Annotated in this window: 15 protein-coding genes; 8 read left to right on the forward strand and 7 right to left on the reverse strand. The window is 69.7% G+C overall.

Going from position 1 to position 15,217, the window contains the following annotated elements; genetic code table 11:
* Nucleotides 1-67 precede the first annotated feature (67 nt).
* On the reverse strand, nt 68-3,226 hold the full coding sequence (locus ACFOWZ_RS09530; RefSeq protein ID WP_382371211.1) for a glycosyltransferase family 2 protein: 3,159 nt from the start codon (nt 3,224-3,226) through the stop codon (nt 68-70).
* 39 nt (nt 3,227-3,265) lie between these two features.
* On the reverse strand, nt 3,266-3,571 hold the full coding sequence (locus ACFOWZ_RS09535) for a WhiB family transcriptional regulator (protein ID WP_051784712.1): 306 nt from the start codon (nt 3,569-3,571) through the stop codon (nt 3,266-3,268).
* 245 nt (nt 3,572-3,816) lie between these two features.
* On the opposite strand from ACFOWZ_RS09535, the gene ACFOWZ_RS09540 reads away from it, so the two are divergent.
* Genes ACFOWZ_RS09540 through ACFOWZ_RS09555 form a run of 4 tightly spaced genes read left to right on the forward strand, consistent with a single transcriptional unit; the run spans nt 3,817 to nt 7,398 of the window.
* Nucleotides 3,817-4,572, forward strand: coding sequence for a site-2 protease family protein (locus ACFOWZ_RS09540; RefSeq protein ID WP_382371214.1), 756 nt, complete (start codon nt 3,817-3,819; stop codon nt 4,570-4,572).
* A gap of 33 nt (nt 4,573-4,605) precedes the next feature.
* Nucleotides 4,606-5,559 (forward strand): 2-phospho-L-lactate transferase, encoded by a 954-nt coding sequence (gene cofD, locus ACFOWZ_RS09545; RefSeq protein ID WP_382371216.1) that lies wholly within the window; start codon nt 4,606-4,608, stop codon nt 5,557-5,559.
* The gene (locus ACFOWZ_RS09550; protein WP_382371218.1) at nt 5,552-6,874 is read left to right on the forward strand and encodes a coenzyme F420-0:L-glutamate ligase; all 1,323 of its coding nucleotides are present in this window, start codon (nt 5,552-5,554) and stop codon (nt 6,872-6,874) included. Before cofD ends, ACFOWZ_RS09550 begins: the two co-directional genes overlap by 8 nt.
* A complete protein-coding gene (locus ACFOWZ_RS09555; RefSeq protein WP_382371220.1) occupies nt 6,871-7,398 on the forward strand; it encodes an NUDIX hydrolase in 528 nt (175 codons plus the stop codon). The genes ACFOWZ_RS09550 and ACFOWZ_RS09555 overlap by 4 nt, the downstream gene beginning before the upstream one ends.
* 54 nt (nt 7,399-7,452) lie before the next feature.
* Here ACFOWZ_RS09555 and ACFOWZ_RS09560 read toward each other — a convergent pair whose 3' ends face one another.
* Together ACFOWZ_RS09560 and ACFOWZ_RS09565 are read right to left on the reverse strand one after the other, a co-directional pair.
* A complete protein-coding gene (locus tag ACFOWZ_RS09560; protein WP_382371222.1) occupies nt 7,453-8,331 on the reverse strand; it encodes a DNA-3-methyladenine glycosylase family protein in 879 nt (292 codons plus the stop codon).
* The gene (locus ACFOWZ_RS09565) at nt 8,324-9,391 is read right to left on the reverse strand and encodes a sugar phosphate nucleotidyltransferase (protein ID WP_030473323.1); all 1,068 of its coding nucleotides are present in this window, start codon (nt 9,389-9,391) and stop codon (nt 8,324-8,326) included. The genes ACFOWZ_RS09560 and ACFOWZ_RS09565 overlap by 8 nt, the downstream gene beginning before the upstream one ends.
* Before the next feature lie 101 nt (nt 9,392-9,492).
* On the opposite strand from ACFOWZ_RS09565, the gene ACFOWZ_RS09570 reads away from it, so the two are divergent.
* Nucleotides 9,493-9,897: a hypothetical protein gene (locus ACFOWZ_RS09570; protein ID WP_382371224.1), complete on the forward strand. Its 405-nt coding sequence runs from the start codon at nt 9,493-9,495 to the stop codon at nt 9,895-9,897.
* A 226-nt stretch (nt 9,898-10,123) separates the two neighbouring features.
* Here the strand turns inward: ACFOWZ_RS09570 and ACFOWZ_RS09575 are convergent, their stop codons facing one another.
* The 3 genes from ACFOWZ_RS09575 to ACFOWZ_RS09585 all read right to left on the reverse strand — a co-directional run bounded on the left by ACFOWZ_RS09575 (nt 10,124) and on the right by ACFOWZ_RS09585 (nt 13,230).
* Entirely contained in the window at nt 10,124-10,969 is an 846-nt protein-coding gene (locus ACFOWZ_RS09575) for a glycosyltransferase family 2 protein (protein WP_382371226.1), read from the reverse strand.
* A 75-nt stretch (nt 10,970-11,044) separates the two neighbouring features.
* Nucleotides 11,045-12,199 carry a glycosyltransferase family 4 protein gene (locus ACFOWZ_RS09580; RefSeq protein WP_382371228.1) on the reverse strand — a complete coding sequence of 385 codons (1,155 nt, stop codon included), beginning with the start codon at nt 12,197-12,199 and terminating at the stop codon, nt 11,045-11,047.
* 47 nt (nt 12,200-12,246) lie between these two features.
* Nucleotides 12,247-13,230, reverse strand: coding sequence for a glycosyltransferase family 4 protein (locus ACFOWZ_RS09585; RefSeq protein ID WP_382371230.1), 984 nt, complete (start codon nt 13,228-13,230; stop codon nt 12,247-12,249).
* A 20-nt stretch (nt 13,231-13,250) separates the two neighbouring features.
* Between ACFOWZ_RS09585 and ACFOWZ_RS09590 the strand changes: the two genes are divergently transcribed.
* Genes ACFOWZ_RS09590 through ACFOWZ_RS09600 form a run of 3 tightly spaced genes read left to right on the forward strand, consistent with a single transcriptional unit; the run spans nt 13,251 to nt 15,216 of the window.
* Nucleotides 13,251-14,153, forward strand: a complete 903-nt coding sequence (locus tag ACFOWZ_RS09590; RefSeq protein WP_382371232.1) for a glycosyltransferase family 2 protein — start codon at nt 13,251-13,253, stop codon at nt 14,151-14,153.
* Entirely contained in the window at nt 14,150-14,668 is a 519-nt protein-coding gene (locus ACFOWZ_RS09595) for a hypothetical protein (RefSeq protein ID WP_382371234.1), read from the forward strand. The genes ACFOWZ_RS09590 and ACFOWZ_RS09595 overlap by 4 nt, the downstream gene beginning before the upstream one ends.
* Nucleotides 14,665-15,216, forward strand: a complete 552-nt coding sequence (locus tag ACFOWZ_RS09600; RefSeq protein ID WP_382371236.1) for a hypothetical protein — start codon at nt 14,665-14,667, stop codon at nt 15,214-15,216. The genes ACFOWZ_RS09595 and ACFOWZ_RS09600 overlap by 4 nt, the downstream gene beginning before the upstream one ends.
* Nucleotide 15,217: the final 1 nt, after the last annotated feature.

The raw sequence follows: 15,217 nt of genomic DNA on the forward strand, positions 1-15,217 counted from the left end.
GCACGCGGGGAGCTTTCGTTCGCTCTGAGCGCACGGAAGGGCCCCGCGTGCGCTCGGACAAGCGGGATCACGGGCGGCGGCGGGTCGGGATCGCGGTCAGGAGTGTGAACAACGCGGCCGCGGCCTGAGCCAGCAGCAGGAAGTCCCGCAAAGTAGTGGACATCTCCACCCGGACCTCGGCATCCGAGGACGGCAACGGCACCCCGACCAGGTGCCCCCAGGCCCGGACCACAGGCACCTGCACCCCGTCCACGGACACCCGCCACCCCGGCTCGTCCTCAGCGGCAAGAACGAGCACCCGCCCCTCCCCACCAGGCGAAACCCGAACAGCCACCTCCGGCAACGACACGTTCACCGGCGCCACCCCAGCAGCAGCCAACTCACCAGGAGGCTCCCCACCAGTCCGAGCCCGCCGAGCCAACTCAGGCGCCAACAACACCCCGGTGTCCGCAGCAAACCGCAACCGCAAAACCGGCCGCCCATCAGAAGCCCCAGGCGCCACCGAAACCAGCTCCCCAGCAGCAGCACGAACCCGCGAAGAAGCCTCCTCAGAAGGCAACACCACAAACGCAACCCCAGACGAAGCCGCCTGAGCCAACGCAACCTTCACCGCAGGCGCAGCCCCGTCCAGCAACGACGAGTTCCACCGCCGCAACCGAGCAGGCGAGGAAACAGTCGGCACCAGGTCATCGTCCCCAAACGCAGGCATCCGCCCAGCAACCTGCCGAACCGGCGCCCCCAAAACCAGCACCGACCGACCGGTCCGCTCCAACTCGGCAGTCAACGACGACGACAACCGCACCCCGCCATCAGCCCTCAACGGCCCGGACCGAAGATCCAGGAACCCGGCCACCCCGAGGCTGACCAACGTCACCACACCGACGACGTACACAGCCCGTCGCACCCGAACCTGCCCCGCGACGCCAGGCGGAACCCCGCGCTGACACCCGGCGAGCACCACACACACGAGCCCCCACGCCACGAGAACCAACGGCGTCCCAGGCCAAGCCTTCACAGCGGCAACAGCGGCCAACGCCCCGATGGCGAGCACGATCACCAACAGCCCGGGAAGCATCCCCGCGTTGGGACGCAGCACAGCGGCAGCGAACGCGGCGGCCACGAAGACCGAGCACACGATGAGGTTCGGCGGCGGCGACTCGAAGGCCGCGCCGAGGCCGTTCAACACCATCTCCGGGTGTTGCAGCAGCACGGCCGGCCACGGCAGAAGCAACGCCATCGGCAGAAGCACGATCACGAACAGCGCCGCGATCCGCCGAGCCCCGCCGGACACCGCGATGAACCCGACCAGGGACCCGACGATCGTGACGGCATGCGTCAGCGGGGAGAACGCGCCCAGCACGGCGACGCCGATGGCTGTTCCCGATGCCATGGGCAACCAGGCGTGCGTGGACGACGCGCGCAAGACCGCGTACACACCGGCGAACACCACGGGCACTACGACGTGGACGACGACGACATCGAGGCGTCCCTCGGACACGGCCGTTGTCGCCACGGGCAGCAAGCCGTAGAAGGCGGCGACCACCGCGCGCACGGAACGTCGTACGCGCATGCCGCGTGACGCGATGTACGCCGACAACGCGGCGAGGGGGATGTCGCCGAGCAACAGCATCGCCACGGCGAACGACGGGCCGCCCGGGATCAGGCCCAGCACGGCCAGGGCGGCGGGGGCCGGAGCCGCGGTGCCGCCGGAGACCGGGTGCCACGACGACAGGTAGGTCGACCAGACCTCCCCCAGCGAGCCGACCGGGAGCAGGCGGCCGCCCGCGAGGTCGAGGCCGAGGCGCGACCAGTTCGCGATCACCGCCACCAGCGAGAGGCTCAGCACCAGCAGCACCGGGGGCGCGAGCAGCAGCGACCGCAGCACCCGCGACTGGTCGACCTCGACGAAGACCATCTCGCCACCGGCGCGCGGACCCGGGGACGGACGTGGGCGCGGCGAAGGGCGAAGTGTGCCCGGAAGAGCAGCCTCCACCTGGACGACGACCGGCGGGCGGCGCAGACCGGCGACGCGCGGGCGTCCGCGGGACGCTCCGGCGGGCAAGGCGGACGGGCCCACCGGGCGCGAGTCCACTTCGGACGGTTCGAGCCACGTCGAACTGGCATCGGTTGCGGGCAAACGACCCAGGGCGGCGTCGGCCTCGACGCGACGGCGGATCAGGAACGTGGCGCCGGCGCGGACCGCGTTGCGAAATCTGGTGAGTCTGCTGGTGAAGAGGCCGCGCACGACGGCGGAACCCCGGCGCGCGCGGCGTCCTTCGAGCAAACGGCCGCGCGTCAGCAGATATCGGGCGGCGCCGACTTCGGCGTGTGCGTCGGCGAAACGCCGGAGGAACAGGAAACCGAGAGCGCGCAGCAACGACAACAACAGCAGCCGCGGAAGTCCGATGAGGAACGAGAAAGTTGAACAATTGACCAGAAATGTGCGCATGCCGTGCGCGCGGTCGACACCGCGAAATGACGGACCCGGTCGAGCCATGGCCGCGTCCAAACGGCGTGCGCCTTTGGTCGCGGCACGCGCGTGACGCATCCGCGCGACGGGAACGCACAGGACCAAATGACCGGCACGATTGGTCCGCCAGCCGAAGTCGAGATCGTCGCGCAGCAGCGGCATCGCCTCGTCGTAACCGCCGAGCGCGTGCCAGACCTCGCGTCTGATCAGCGATCCTGCCGACGACACCGCGAGAACCTCGGTGCTCTGCTGGAACGACGCGGAGTGCTCGGCCGACGACAGACCTGTCTGCCGATGACCCGAGGAATCCGTCGACAAACCCGCCTCGACGACCAGACGAGAATCCACCCAATCGAGGCACAGCGGGCCCAGCACGGCAGCCGACGGCGACACCTCGGCCGCGGTCAGCAAAGCGGCCAGGCAGTCGGGTTCGGGTGCGCTGTCGTCGTGCAGCAACCACAGCCACTTGCCGGGGTCGCCCCATCGTTCGACGGCGTGCTCGACCGCGATGCGCACAGCGGTGGCGAAACCGGTGCCGCGCGGCGCGGTCAGCACTCCGTCCAGCAGATCTTCCGCCTCCGCCAGCACCTTCGGCGTGCGGTCGTGGGATCCGGTGTCGACCGCGATCACGTGCCGAGGGCGAATTCGCTGACGCCGCAACGCGGACAGCGCCGTGCTGAGCCACTGGTCGCCGTCGTGGCAGACCAGGACGCACAGCACCGGCGCAGTCCGGAGCCTCGGGTGAGGACTTGTCACGTCCTCAAGTTAAGGCAGAAAGATCACGCTTCTGACCGACTAGACGGCTCGCTTCTTCAGTTTGCGGCGCTCCCGTTCGCTGAGACCGCCCCAGATGCCGAAGCGTTCGTCGTGCTGGAGCGCGTACTCCAGGCACTCCGACCGAACCTCGCAGCCCAGGCAGATGCGCTTGGCCTCCCGCGTCGAACCACCCTTTTCGGGGAAGAACGCCTCGGGATCCGTCTGTGCGCAAAGCGCGCGCTCCTGCCAGTCCTGCTCGTCGGCAGGGTCGAACAGGTACGACAGCTCGCCCTGTACGACCGGCTGCGTGACGTGATCTTCTTCGAGCTCTTCGAATTCCTGCATTTCGTCCGCCTCCTCGCCTTCCGCTCTCCCCGGTTGGCGGACGCCAGACGCCGCTCCCACAACGACGAATGACACCGATGTGATTACACCTGCGTCACAGCGGGCGGTCAAGCGGAGTCCACACGTCGGGGGATATTCGCGCGGATGGCCGCTCAAACCTTGACTGGAGGCACGGACAGTGATTCAGGTGTCGCAACCGGTCCCCGAACGGCCCACCACGCCAGCCGACACGCCACACTGGTGGGGTGAAGCGATCAGCGGTGCGCCCCAGTCCACTGTTCCTCGGCCTGCTCGCGGCGACCGTCGCCGGTGGGGCCCTCACCCTGCTCGATGGCGACGTCGCCGTCATCTCGGGCACCATCCTCTTCGTACTCGCCGGGTGGGCGGTGACGCTGTGCCTGCACGAGTTCGGGCACGCCGCCGTCGCGTACAAGGGCGGCGATTTTTCCGTACGTGACAAGGGTTATCTGACCCTCGACATCCGCCGTTACACCGACCCCGTGCTGAGCATCGTGCTGCCGCTGGTGCTCCTCGCGTTCGGCGGAATCCCCCTGCCGGGCGGCGCCGTGTGGATCAACCACCACGCGCTTCGGTCGAAGAAGATCGAGTCGTTGGTCTCACTCGCGGGACCCGTCACGAACCTCGTGATCGGCGTGATCCTGGCGGGGGCCGTCGCGTTGTTCTCACCGCCGGCCGCGCTCGCCTACGCAATTTCGTACCTGGCGTTGTTGCAGGTCTTCGCGTTCGTGCTGAACATCCTGCCGATCCCGGGACTGGACGGCTGGGGTGTTTTGGAACCGTTCATGTCGTACCAGGCCCAGCAGTTCGGCGCGAAGGCCCGGCCGTGGGCGCCGCTGGTGCTGTTCGCCGTCCTGATCGGCTTCTCCGAGGTCAGCCTGCTGTTCTTCCAGGCGGCGGCAACGGTGTTCGAGGCGATCGGCGGGGTGACCGGCTACGCACTCCAGGGCTCGGGCAACTTCATGTTCTGGCGCTCCCTCTAGGCCGCTCGCCGCGCTGTGGAAGCATGGGACGGCGTGAAGGTCGTAGCACTGGTCGGCGGGGTCGGCGGCGCGAGGTTCCTCCAGGGACTCAAGACACTCGGGGCGGACGTCACCGCGGTGGTGAACACCGGCGATGACGTGTGGATGCACGGGTTGCGCATCACGCCCGACCTCGACACCTGCATGTACACGCTGGGCGGCGGGATCGACGTCGAACGCGGCTGGGGCCGTGAGAACGAGTCGTGGACCGTCAAGGAGGAGCTGGCGGCGTACGGCGCCGAGCCGACGTGGTTCGGGCTCGGCGACCGCGACATCGCCACGCACCTCGTCCGCACGCGGATGCTGCGCGCCGGCTACCCGCTGTCGGCCGTGACGGAGGCGCTGTGCGACCGGTGGAAGCCGGGCGTGAAGCTGCTGCCGATGTCGGACGACAGGGTGGAGACGCACGTCGTCGTGGAGCTCGACGGCGAACCGAAGGCGATCCACTTCCAGGAGTGGTGGGTCAAGCACCGGGCGGGCGTGCCGGCGCAGTCGTTCGCGTTCGTCGGTGCCGAGGCCGCGACCGCCGGACCGGGCGTGCTGGACGCGATCGCCGAGGCCGACGCGGTCGTCCTGGCCCCGTCCAACCCGGTGGTGAGCATCGGCACGATCTTGAACGTGCCCGGTGTGCGGGACGCGCTGCGCAAGACCGAGGCCGGTGTCGTGGGCCTGTCGCCGATCATCGGCGGGAAACCGTTGCGGGGCATGGCCGACGCTTGTTTGGACGCGATCGGTGTGGAGACCACCGCCGAGGCGGTCGGGCGGCTCTACGGCTCCCGCAAGTGCTCGGAGGACGGCATCCTGGACGCGTGGCTGGTGCACACCGGCGACCGCGCCGACGTGCCCGGTGTCGCGGTCCGCGCGGTTCCGCTCCTGATGTCCGATGTGGACGCCACGGCCCAGATGGCCCGTGACGCGCTGGAACTGGCCGGAGTCGAAGTTGACTGATCACGCCGCGGCGGCGCTGGAGCTGCTGCCGGTTGCGGGCCTGCCGGAATTTCGCCCAGGCGACGACCTCGCGGGAGCGATCGCGAAGGCCGCGCCCTGGCTGCGCGACTCCGACGTGGTGATCGTCACGTCCAAGATCGTGTCCAAAGTGGAGGGACGGCTCGTCCGCGTGCCGGACGACCCGGAGGAACGCGACAGGATCCGGCGCGAGCACGTCGACGCGGAGTCGGTGCGGGTGCTCGCCCGCAAGATGCGCACGCTGATCACCGAGAACAAGCTCGGCATCGTGCAGGCCGCGTCCGGTGTGGACGCCTCGAACGTGGCGGGCGACGAGATCGCGCTGCTGCCCGTCGACCCGGACGGCTCTGCCGCCGCGCTGCGCGGCGCGTTGAAGAGCCTGCTCGGCGTCGAGGTCGCCGTGGTCGTCACGGACACGATGGGCCGCGCGTGGCGGATCGGCCAGACCGACGCCGCCATCGGCTCGTCCGGCATCCGCGTGCTGCACGACTACGCGGGCTCGGTCGACCAGCACGGCAACGAGCTCGCCGTGACGATGGTCGCGATCGCCGACGAGATCGCCGCGGCCGCCGACCTGGTGAAGGGCAAGCTCGGCGCGGTGCCGGTGGCGGTGCTGCGCGGGTTCGAGGTGGTCGACGACGGCTCCACAGCCCGCGACCTGACCCGGCCGACCGAGGAGGACCTGTTCCGGCTCGGCACCGAGGAGGCGCTGGCCCAGGGCCGCGCCGAGGCCGTGCTGATGCGCAGGTCCGTGCGGTTCTACTCGCCCGAACCCGTTGATCTCGGTGCCGTGAAGCGTGCTGTCGGGGCGGCGTTGACCGCGCCCGCGCCGCACCACACGAAGCCGCTGCGGTTCGTGCTGGTGCGGGAGAAGCGCTTGGAGCTGCTCCAAGCGATGCGCGAGCAGTGGGAGAACGACCTGCGCGGCGACGGGTTCACTCCGGATCAGATCGCACGCCGCGTGCGCCGCGGCGACCTGCTGGTGGAGGCGCCGGAGATCGTGGTGCCGTTCCTGGTCCGCGACGGCGCGCACACCTACCCCGACGCCCGCCGCGCCGACGCCGAGAAGACGATGTTCACCGTCGCCGGCGGTGCCGCCGTGCAGGGCCTGCTGGTGGCGCTGGCCGCCGAGGGTCTCGGCTCGTGCTGGGTGTCGTCGACGATCTTCTGCGCGGACGTGGTGCGTTCCGTGCTGGGCGTTCCCGACGACTGGGAACCGTTGGGCGCGGTAGCGGTCGGCCACCCGGTCGAGCCGCTCGTTCCGCGCGAGCCGCTGGAAGGGCTGATCGAACTGTGACGCTGCACGCCGACGCCGTCTCGACGCTGAGCCGGTTCACCGGTCAGGACGCGCTGAAGGAGGCCTACCTGGGCTTCCTGGCGGCCCGTGAGGACGCCTGTCAGCGCTCCTGCGAGCCAGGACACCTCACGGCCTCCGCGCTCGTCCTGGACGCCACGGCGGAGCACGCGCTGCTGACGCTGCACCCCCGCGTGGGCCGGTGGCTGCAGCTCGGCGGCCACTGCGAGCCGGAGGACGTCTCCCTGGCCGCGGCCGCCCTGCGCGAGGCCACGGAGGAGTCGGGCATGCGCGGCCTGCGCATCGAGCCGACGCCGATCCACCTCGACGTGCACCCGATCACGTGCTCGCTGGGCAAGCCGACGCGGCACTTCGACGTGCGGTTCCTGGTGCGCGCCCCCGTCGGCGCGCAGCCGGTGCGGTCGGCGGAGTCGGTGGACCTGCAGTGGTGGCCGCTGGACTCGCTGCCGGACAACGTCGACGACCTGCACCCGTTGATCGAGTCGGCGCTGGAGCGCCTCCGCTGACGATGAACGGCGCATTTGTGCACCTGAGGTGTACAAATGCGCCGTTCATCGTTTCTAGAGCTTGCGGTAGTCGCGCGGCGAGAACCTCGGTGCTCGCCGCGGCCGTTGCAAGCCCGCGGCCTCCAGGTACCGGACGGCACGGTGGCGCTGCGGCTTGTACGGCTCCAACAGCTCCATCATTCCGTCGTCGTCCACCGGTTTGCCGGTCAACGCCCAGCCCACGTTCTTGGCCACGTGGTAGTCGCCCACGCTTACGGCGTCCGGATCGCCCCAGGACCGTTGCGCAACCTCGGCGGAGGTCCACACGCCGATCCCGGGCACCTTCTCGAGCAGCTCGCGGCTGCGCATCTCCGCGGCCTTCTCCAGCCGGTGCGCGACCTGCGCGGCGTTGACCAACGTCCGGCGGCGCGCGCCGTCGAGCCCGCACTGGTGCCACTCCCAGTCCTGCAGACCCAGCAACCGCTGCGGCGTCGGCGGCACCTTCAACGGCATCGGCCCCGGCGCCGGCTCACCGAACCGCCGCCCGAGCTCGCGCCACGTCCGGAACGCCTCCTTGCCGGTGACCTTCTGCTCCAGGATCGAGGCGAACAACAGGTCCCAGACCCTGCCGGTGGCCCCGAGCCGCAGCCCGGGCCGTCGTCGCGCGGCCTCCGCGACGATCGGGTGGTGCGCGACGAACTCGTCCAGCGGATCGTCCGCGCCGAGCAGCGCGGGCAGCCCGTCCAACAGCCACTGCCCGCCCTCGCCCCACGCCTCGGCCTCGACCACGTCCGTCCGCCGGACGCGCAACGTGCCGGGCCCGCACGGCGTGTTCGCCGCGAACCAGATGCCGCCCTCCGCCGAGAACGACGGGTCACCGGGCCCGCGGCGCAGCGGACCGAGCACCGCGCCCAGATCGAGGGGGAACGGCGGTGTCCAGCTCCTGCTAGGCATCCGTCGAGAAGCGCACGCCGGCCTCGGGCAGCACCACACCCGGCCAGACCCGCGCTCCACCGATCAGCTCACACCGCGCCCCGATCACGGCGGAGTCACCCACGACCGCGTCCCGCAGCACCGCACCGGCCTGAACCAGCGCACCCGCACCGACGATCGACCGCTCCACGACAGCACCCTCACCGACGACGGCCCCGTCGAACAGGATCGCACCGTCCAGCACGGCCCCGTCCGCAACCGTGCAGTTCGACCCGACGGTGCTGCCACCCTTGACCGTCGCGCCCTCGTGCACGGCCGACCCTTCGAGCACCAGGAAGTCGCCAGGCTGCGCAACGGCCGCAGAAGGCGCGACCCCGCGCACGAGATCCGCCGAGCCCTGCACGAACGCCTCGGGCTTGCCGAGGTCCAGCCAGTACGTGGCATCGACGTGCCCCTGCAACCTCTTCCCGTCGGCAAGCAGCCCGGGGAACGTCTCGCGCTCCACCGACACCGGCCGCCCAGCGGGAATGGCGTCGATCACCTCACGCTTGAACACGTAACAACCAGCGTTGATCTGGTCCGTGGGCGGGTTCTCGGTCTTCTCCAGGAACGCCTGCACACGCCCCTCGTCGTCCGTCGGCACACACCCGAAGGCCCGAGGATCGGCAACCTTGACCAGGTGCAGCGTGACGTCCGCCTCGTGCTTGCGGTGCGTGTCCACGATCCCCGTCAGATCGACCCCCGACAGGATGTCGCCGTTGAAGACCATCACGTCGGGCTCACGCAGCTTGTCCGCCACGTTGCGAATAGCCCCGGCCGTGTCCAACGGCACTTCCTCGACCACGTACTCGAGCTCCAGCCCGAGCCGCGACCCGTCCCCGAAGTACTCCTCGAACACCTCGGCCTTGTAGCTGGTACCCAGCACCACGTGCGTGATGCCGACCTCCTTGATCCGCGACAGCAGGTGCGTCAAAAACGGCACCCCCGCAGTCGGGAGCATGGGCTTGGGAGCGGACAGGGTAAGCGGGCGAAGACGGGTGCCCTTGCCCCCGACCAGCACCACAGCTTCGACGCCGTGCACCTTTTTCCTCCTCCGCGTTACGGCAAGCCGTTCGACGGAATACTCTGACACGAAGCAGATCGTCATACGGGATCTGGTCCCGGCAAGGAGCAAAATCCGACATGGACCCCCGCGACCGGGCCGACGCCATGCTCGCCCGCGCCCGCGCACGTGGGCGGAACATCGTGACGCCGGACAACATGACGTCCCCGATGGACTCCTCGGACACGCAACAGATCCCTCGCACGCTGGTCAACGCCATGGACCCGCGCCGAGACCCGGACTCGACGATGATCCTGCCCCCGGCCCAGATGGGCCACCACCAGCAGCACGCCCCGCGCCCACCGCAGCAGCCGCAGCACCAGCACCCGGCCCAGCCCATGCCGACGCAGCCGATGCCGCAGTCGGCGGCCCCCGGAGAAGACGCGGAAGTCACACAGGTGGTTCAGCAGGGCATGATCCCGACGGTCTCGAACCACCAGCAGACCCGCACGTCGCTGACGCAGCGACTCAACGGCAACATGTGAGGGACGCCGCACCCCGAGCGCACGAGCAGTCCTTGCTTGAAACGAAGGTGCCGGCGAACCGCACCACCCACGCAACGCGCAGCCGCCGAAAGCAACAGGCGTGCCATCAACCCGCGCGGCGCTGGCCGGTCTTTGATCAGATTGGCGGGGTAAGGGCAGAGCCCCAAGCCCTAACAGGAACCGGACACGGCGACGCAACCAACCTACGGACCCCGCCGCCAGGCGGTCACCGAGTGAGCAGCTTCACCCGCAAAGCCAACCCAGCCTTCAAAGCCACCCGAAACGGCGCCCACAAAGCCCCAGCATGCCGATCGGCCAAGTACCGATAAGCACTCCGATGATGCTCCCGAAGCATCCGATCAGAAGACCGAGCCGTCGAGTGCCCCCCGATGTGAGTCACCTCAGCCGACGGCACATAAACGTTCTGCCACCCAGCCCGAGCCACCCGATCCCCAAGATCAACATCCTCGAAGTACATGAAGTACCGCTCATCAAACCCCCCAACAGAGTCGAAGGCCTCCCGGCGCATCAGGAAGCAGGACCCCGACAACCACCCGGCAGTCCGCTCAACCGGCGACTTCTCCTGCCGATAGGCCCGAGTCCAGGGATTCGACTTCCACACAGCCCCAAAAACCGCATGCCCGACCCCACGCCCCAGAGAGGGCAACAACCGGGCAGACGGGTAAACCTCCCCAGAAGGCTCCCGAATCAACGGCCCGAACATCCCCCCACGAGGCCAGCGATCAGCAGCCGAGATCAACGCGTCAACGCTCCCGGGCGCGAACTCGATGTCGGGGTTGGAAATCAACACCCACCCGACATCGTCTCCCAATGCCGCAACCCCGCGATTGGCCCCACCGCCGTACCCGAGATTCCCCCCAGTGGGCAAAAACCGAACGTGGTCCCGAGTAGCAGCCACCGCCTCGGGAACCCCGTCAGTGGACCCGTTGTCGGCGAGGATCACCTGCACCGGCCGGTTGGTCGCCTTCGAGAGGGTGTCCACGAACGGTGCCAGCGTCTCGCCCGGCGAGTACGTGACCGTCACGACACCAAGTCCGTCGCCGTAGTTCACGCGCGACACCCTAGCCGTGCGCGGACATCACGCCTCCACGCCCCGATGAACGGCCACGGCCTTCGCAGCCGGGCCTCAGCTCACCCGCCGCCGACGCACCAACACCGCACGCTCGTACGCCAGCCGGTGCCGATCCGCACTCACAGACCACGAGAAGTCCTTGGCCCGCCGCTGCCCCGAAGCCGCCAGCGCCGCACGCCGCGCCGGGTCGTCCAGCAGGTCGGCGATGGCCGCCGCGATGTCCCCCGCGCCGACGCCGCAGTACGCGACGGCTTCTCCACCGACCTCCGGCAGCGACAGGCGGCGGGTCGTGAGCACGCACGCGCCGCACGCCATGGCCTCCAGCACCGGCAGGCCGAAGCCCTCGCCGAGTGACGGGTACGCCACGAGCTCTGCGCCGCCCAGGAAGCCCGCGAGTTGTTCGAACGGCAGGTAGCCCGCGCGGATCACGCGGATGCGGTGCGGCACCGAGTCCAGCGCGCGCTCGACCTGGCTGTCCCAGCCCGGCTGGCCCGCCAGGACCAGGGCGGGAGGGTCGACACGGCCCACCATCGCCTGGGCGAAGCCGCGGATCAGGGCCGGGACGTTCTTGCGCGGTTCCAGAGCGCCCAGGAACGCCACGTAAGGCATGTCCCCCAACGACAACGTTCGCCGCACCGCCAGGATCTCGTCCGGCGACGGCGGGTGGAACCGCTCCGTGTCGACGCCGTGCTGCGCGATGTGCAGGACGCGGGCATCGGCTCCGGCGACGCGCACCAGCTCGTCGGCGGTCGCCTGGGACGGCACCACGCACAGTTCCGCGCGTCTCAGCGAGGCTCGGGTCCACGCGCGGAAGAAGCGCGCCTTCACCGACGAGTGCAGCACCGGGTCGGTGAAGAACGTGGCGTCGTGCAGCGTCACGACCGACGCGGCCTTGCTGGCCAACGACAGCGTGTAGTGCGGTGAGTGGACGACGTCGATGCCGAGCGACCGCACGAGGCGCGGCAACGTCGTCTGTTCCCAGGCCAGCCGGGCCGTCCTGGTGGCGACCGCGTCGGCGGCGCGGACGACGCGGGCGTTGGGGGCGATCTTGGTGAAGAGGTCCTCGTCGCGGGGCTGACACACGACGGAAAGCCTGGCGCCGTCCGCATCCAGTGCGGCAACGAGCGAATCAACGTATCGGCCGACTCCACCTCGGTCCGCGGGGATCGCGGTGGCGTCGATCAGGACGCTGGGTTCTGCGGTCGGCACGATCAGCTAGCGTAATGTCGTTTGCGAAAGTGTTTAACGGGAATGCACTAATCCGGTCGTCTAGCGTGCACGGTCCAGACACCCAGAGCGGTCTTTTCCCAGGTGAAGTCACTCGCGCGGGTGACACCCGCCTCTGCGGTGTGATGAGGATCCGCTATCGCGGCCCTCAGTCCTTCGGTCAGCGAGGCGAGATCACCCCTGCGCACCACGGTTCCCGCGCCGCCCGCGACCTCCACCAGAGCCGGGTCGTCCGAGTGCACGACGGCGACTCCGGCGGCCATCGCCTCCAGCACCGGCAGCCCGAAGCCCTCCGCCAGGCTGGGCGCCGCGAGCACCGTGGCGCCGGCGAGCACCGACGCCAGCCGCTCATCCGAAACCTTGCCCAGCAACGTCACGTGCGGCGCGCGCAGATCGATTCCACCCCAGCCCTGAGGACCGATCACGACCAACGGGACACCGAGCCGTTCGGTCGCCCGCACCAGCAGGTCGAAGCCCTTGCGCGGATCGATGGTGCCGATGGCGAGCACGTAGCGATCGGGCAGATCGGCAGGCCTGGAACCGACGAGCCTGGTCACACCGTTCGGCACGACGTGCACCGGCACCTCGACCCGGACGCACTCCTCCAGCTGAGACGCGACGGCTCGCGTCGGCACCACCAACGCCCGTGCCTGCACAGCGGCCTTCGCGATCACCTTGCGGTGCCACGCGACTCCGCGCGGCGTCAACGTTTCCGGGTGCGTCCACGGCACCACGTCGTGCACCGTGACGACCGCGCCCGGCAGCGGGGCGAGCGGCGTCGGGGCGTGCACGTGCGGCCCGAGCCGCGGCGGCAGTCCTCGTTCCCACAACGCCACCAACGCCCGGCGCGGCACCCTGATCACGCGGTCGGCGTGTGCCGTCGCGGCCGTCGTGACGGACCAGCCGTCCGGGGCGGTCACGACCAACGCCTTGAGCAGCTCGGCGGTGTAGCGGCCGGTGCCGCCGGGGACCGGGGCGTTGAGTTGCTCGGTCAGCAGTACTAGCTCGGGCACATCGCGTACCGTCTCACGCCGTGTCGGCCCTCAGCACCGTGGTGGTCGTGACGTGGCGCGGCCGTGACCACATCACGGCGTGCCTGGACGCGCTCGCAGTCCAGAAGAGTCCACACAGGACGATCGTCGTCGACAACGCCTCCGACGACGGCACGGCCGCGCTGATCAGCGGACACGAGGTCGTGCGGCTGCCGCGCAACCGCGGTTACGCGGGCGGGCTGGCGGCCGTGCTCGACATGATCGACACCCCGTACGTCGCGTGGCTCAACGACGACGCGGTGCCGGACCCGTCGTGGCTGACCGAGCTCGAGAACGCTCTCGAAGCCGAGCCAGAAGCGGCCGCCGCCACCTCGTCGATCCTGCTCACGGACGGCTCGACGCAGTCCGTCGGCGTGGCGCTGACCGCGGACGGGCACGGCAAGGACGTCGTGCTCGCCGGGCGCGAGGTGTTCGGGTTCTGCGGTGGCGCCGCCCTCCTCCGAACCGATGCGCTACGCGCCGTGGGCGGCGTACCGGCGAGCTTCTTCTGCTACTACGAGGACACCGACACGGCGTGGCGGCTGCGGCTGGCCGGGCACCGGGTGATCTCCGTCGGACCGGCGCGCGTCCGGCACCGGCACGGCGCCAGCACCCGTCCCGGTTCGAAGCTCTTCCACCGCTGGAACGAGCGAAACCGGCTGCTGATGTTGCTCAGGTGCGCTCCTGCGGCAGTGGCCACGACCCAGCTCGCCCGCTTCCTGGTGATCACGGCCCTGCTGCCGTTCCGCGGGAACGTGCCGGACGCGGCCAACTTCCGGCTCGGGCTGCGCGCCCAGGTGCTGGGTGAGGTCCTGCTCAGGCTCCCCGCCACGCTCTGGCAGCGGCTGACGATCAGGACCGAGGTCCCGCGCAGACGTGTCTGGCAGGACTGGGCAGGCAGGTGAGGGCGGCCTGGCTGATGATCGCCGGCGGCCTGGTCGTGCTGGCGCTCGGCATCGGCGTGAGCATCACGCTGACCTACGGGCTGGTGTTCGTCGGGTTCCTCGGCGGCCTCGCCTACGCCCTGGGCGTCAGCGGGCTCTCCCAGCGCAAGTGGATCGCGCTGCCCGCGTTCGTCCTGGGGCTCATGGCGCCGTTCGTACTGACGTTCGGCGTGCACAGCGTGCTGATGCAGCGAACAGGGCACGCAGAGCGCTGCACGGTCACGGCGAAGGAGGAACACCCCTTCGCCAAGTACCCGTCGGTCGACTACGTGCTGGCCTGCCCGAGCGGTGAGGTCGAGCTGGACCGCGACTGGAACGACCGCCTGAAAACGGCGGAAGCGGACGTACTGGTCGGGCCGCCGCTGCAGCCGGACTGGGCGGACAGCACCCGATGGAACCTCCTGCTGGTCACAAGCGTCTCCGGAACGATGATTCTCCTCGTTCCGGTCGCCCGGCTGCTCAGGAAGCAGCCGTGAGGCGGCCAGTACCACTCGTCGTGATCGGGCTCGCCGCGATCGCCGCCGTGGTCGTGCTCGGAGCGATCGTGCCGGTGAGGTACGACCTCGCGGTCCTGGTGCCGTGCTCCGTGCTCGCGCTGGCGTTCGTCTGGGGTCTGGGCAAGCTCGGGCCGGCGTGGCTGATGCTGCCCGCGTTCATGGTCGTGATTCCCGGCACAGCGGTGCTGGTCAGCGACGGCCACCGCGCGTTGATGGACGTCCTCGGCACGCCTCAGACGTGCGTGATCACCAGCGTCGAGGACCTCCCCCGGCCGGACAACCCGGCGTTCGCGCACCACATCACCTGCCCCGACGGCGCCCAGCTGCGCATCGTCGTGCTCGGTGAGCAGGAGAAGAAGATGCAGCCGGGTCCCGCGACGGTGCTGCGCCACCCGTTGATGCGGCCGTTGCTCGCCGACCGCAACGACTGGTCGGCCGAGTGGGTGTTCGGGGTACCAATCGCGATCTTGCTGCTGCTGATCTGTGCGACCACACTGCGGGCGCGCAGAGTGATGAGGCAGGCTTAGC

The organism is Lentzea rhizosphaerae (assembly GCF_042649515.1).
Lineage (GTDB): Bacteria > Actinomycetota > Actinomycetes > Mycobacteriales > Pseudonocardiaceae > Lentzea > Lentzea aerocolonigenes.

What these genes read in the sequence shown, in the direction of transcription:
- ACFOWZ_RS09535 (WP_051784712.1), bottom strand. Translation starts at nt 3,571, where the DNA reads ATGCAGGAATTCGAAGAGCTCGAAGAAGATCACGTCACGCAGCCGGTC.
- ACFOWZ_RS09560 (WP_382371222.1), bottom strand. Translation starts at nt 8,331, where the DNA reads ATGCCTAGCAGGAGCTGGACACCGCCGTTCCCCCTCGATCTGGGCGCG.
- ACFOWZ_RS09570 (WP_382371224.1), top strand. Translation starts at nt 9,493, where the DNA reads ATGGACCCCCGCGACCGGGCCGACGCCATGCTCGCCCGCGCCCGCGCA.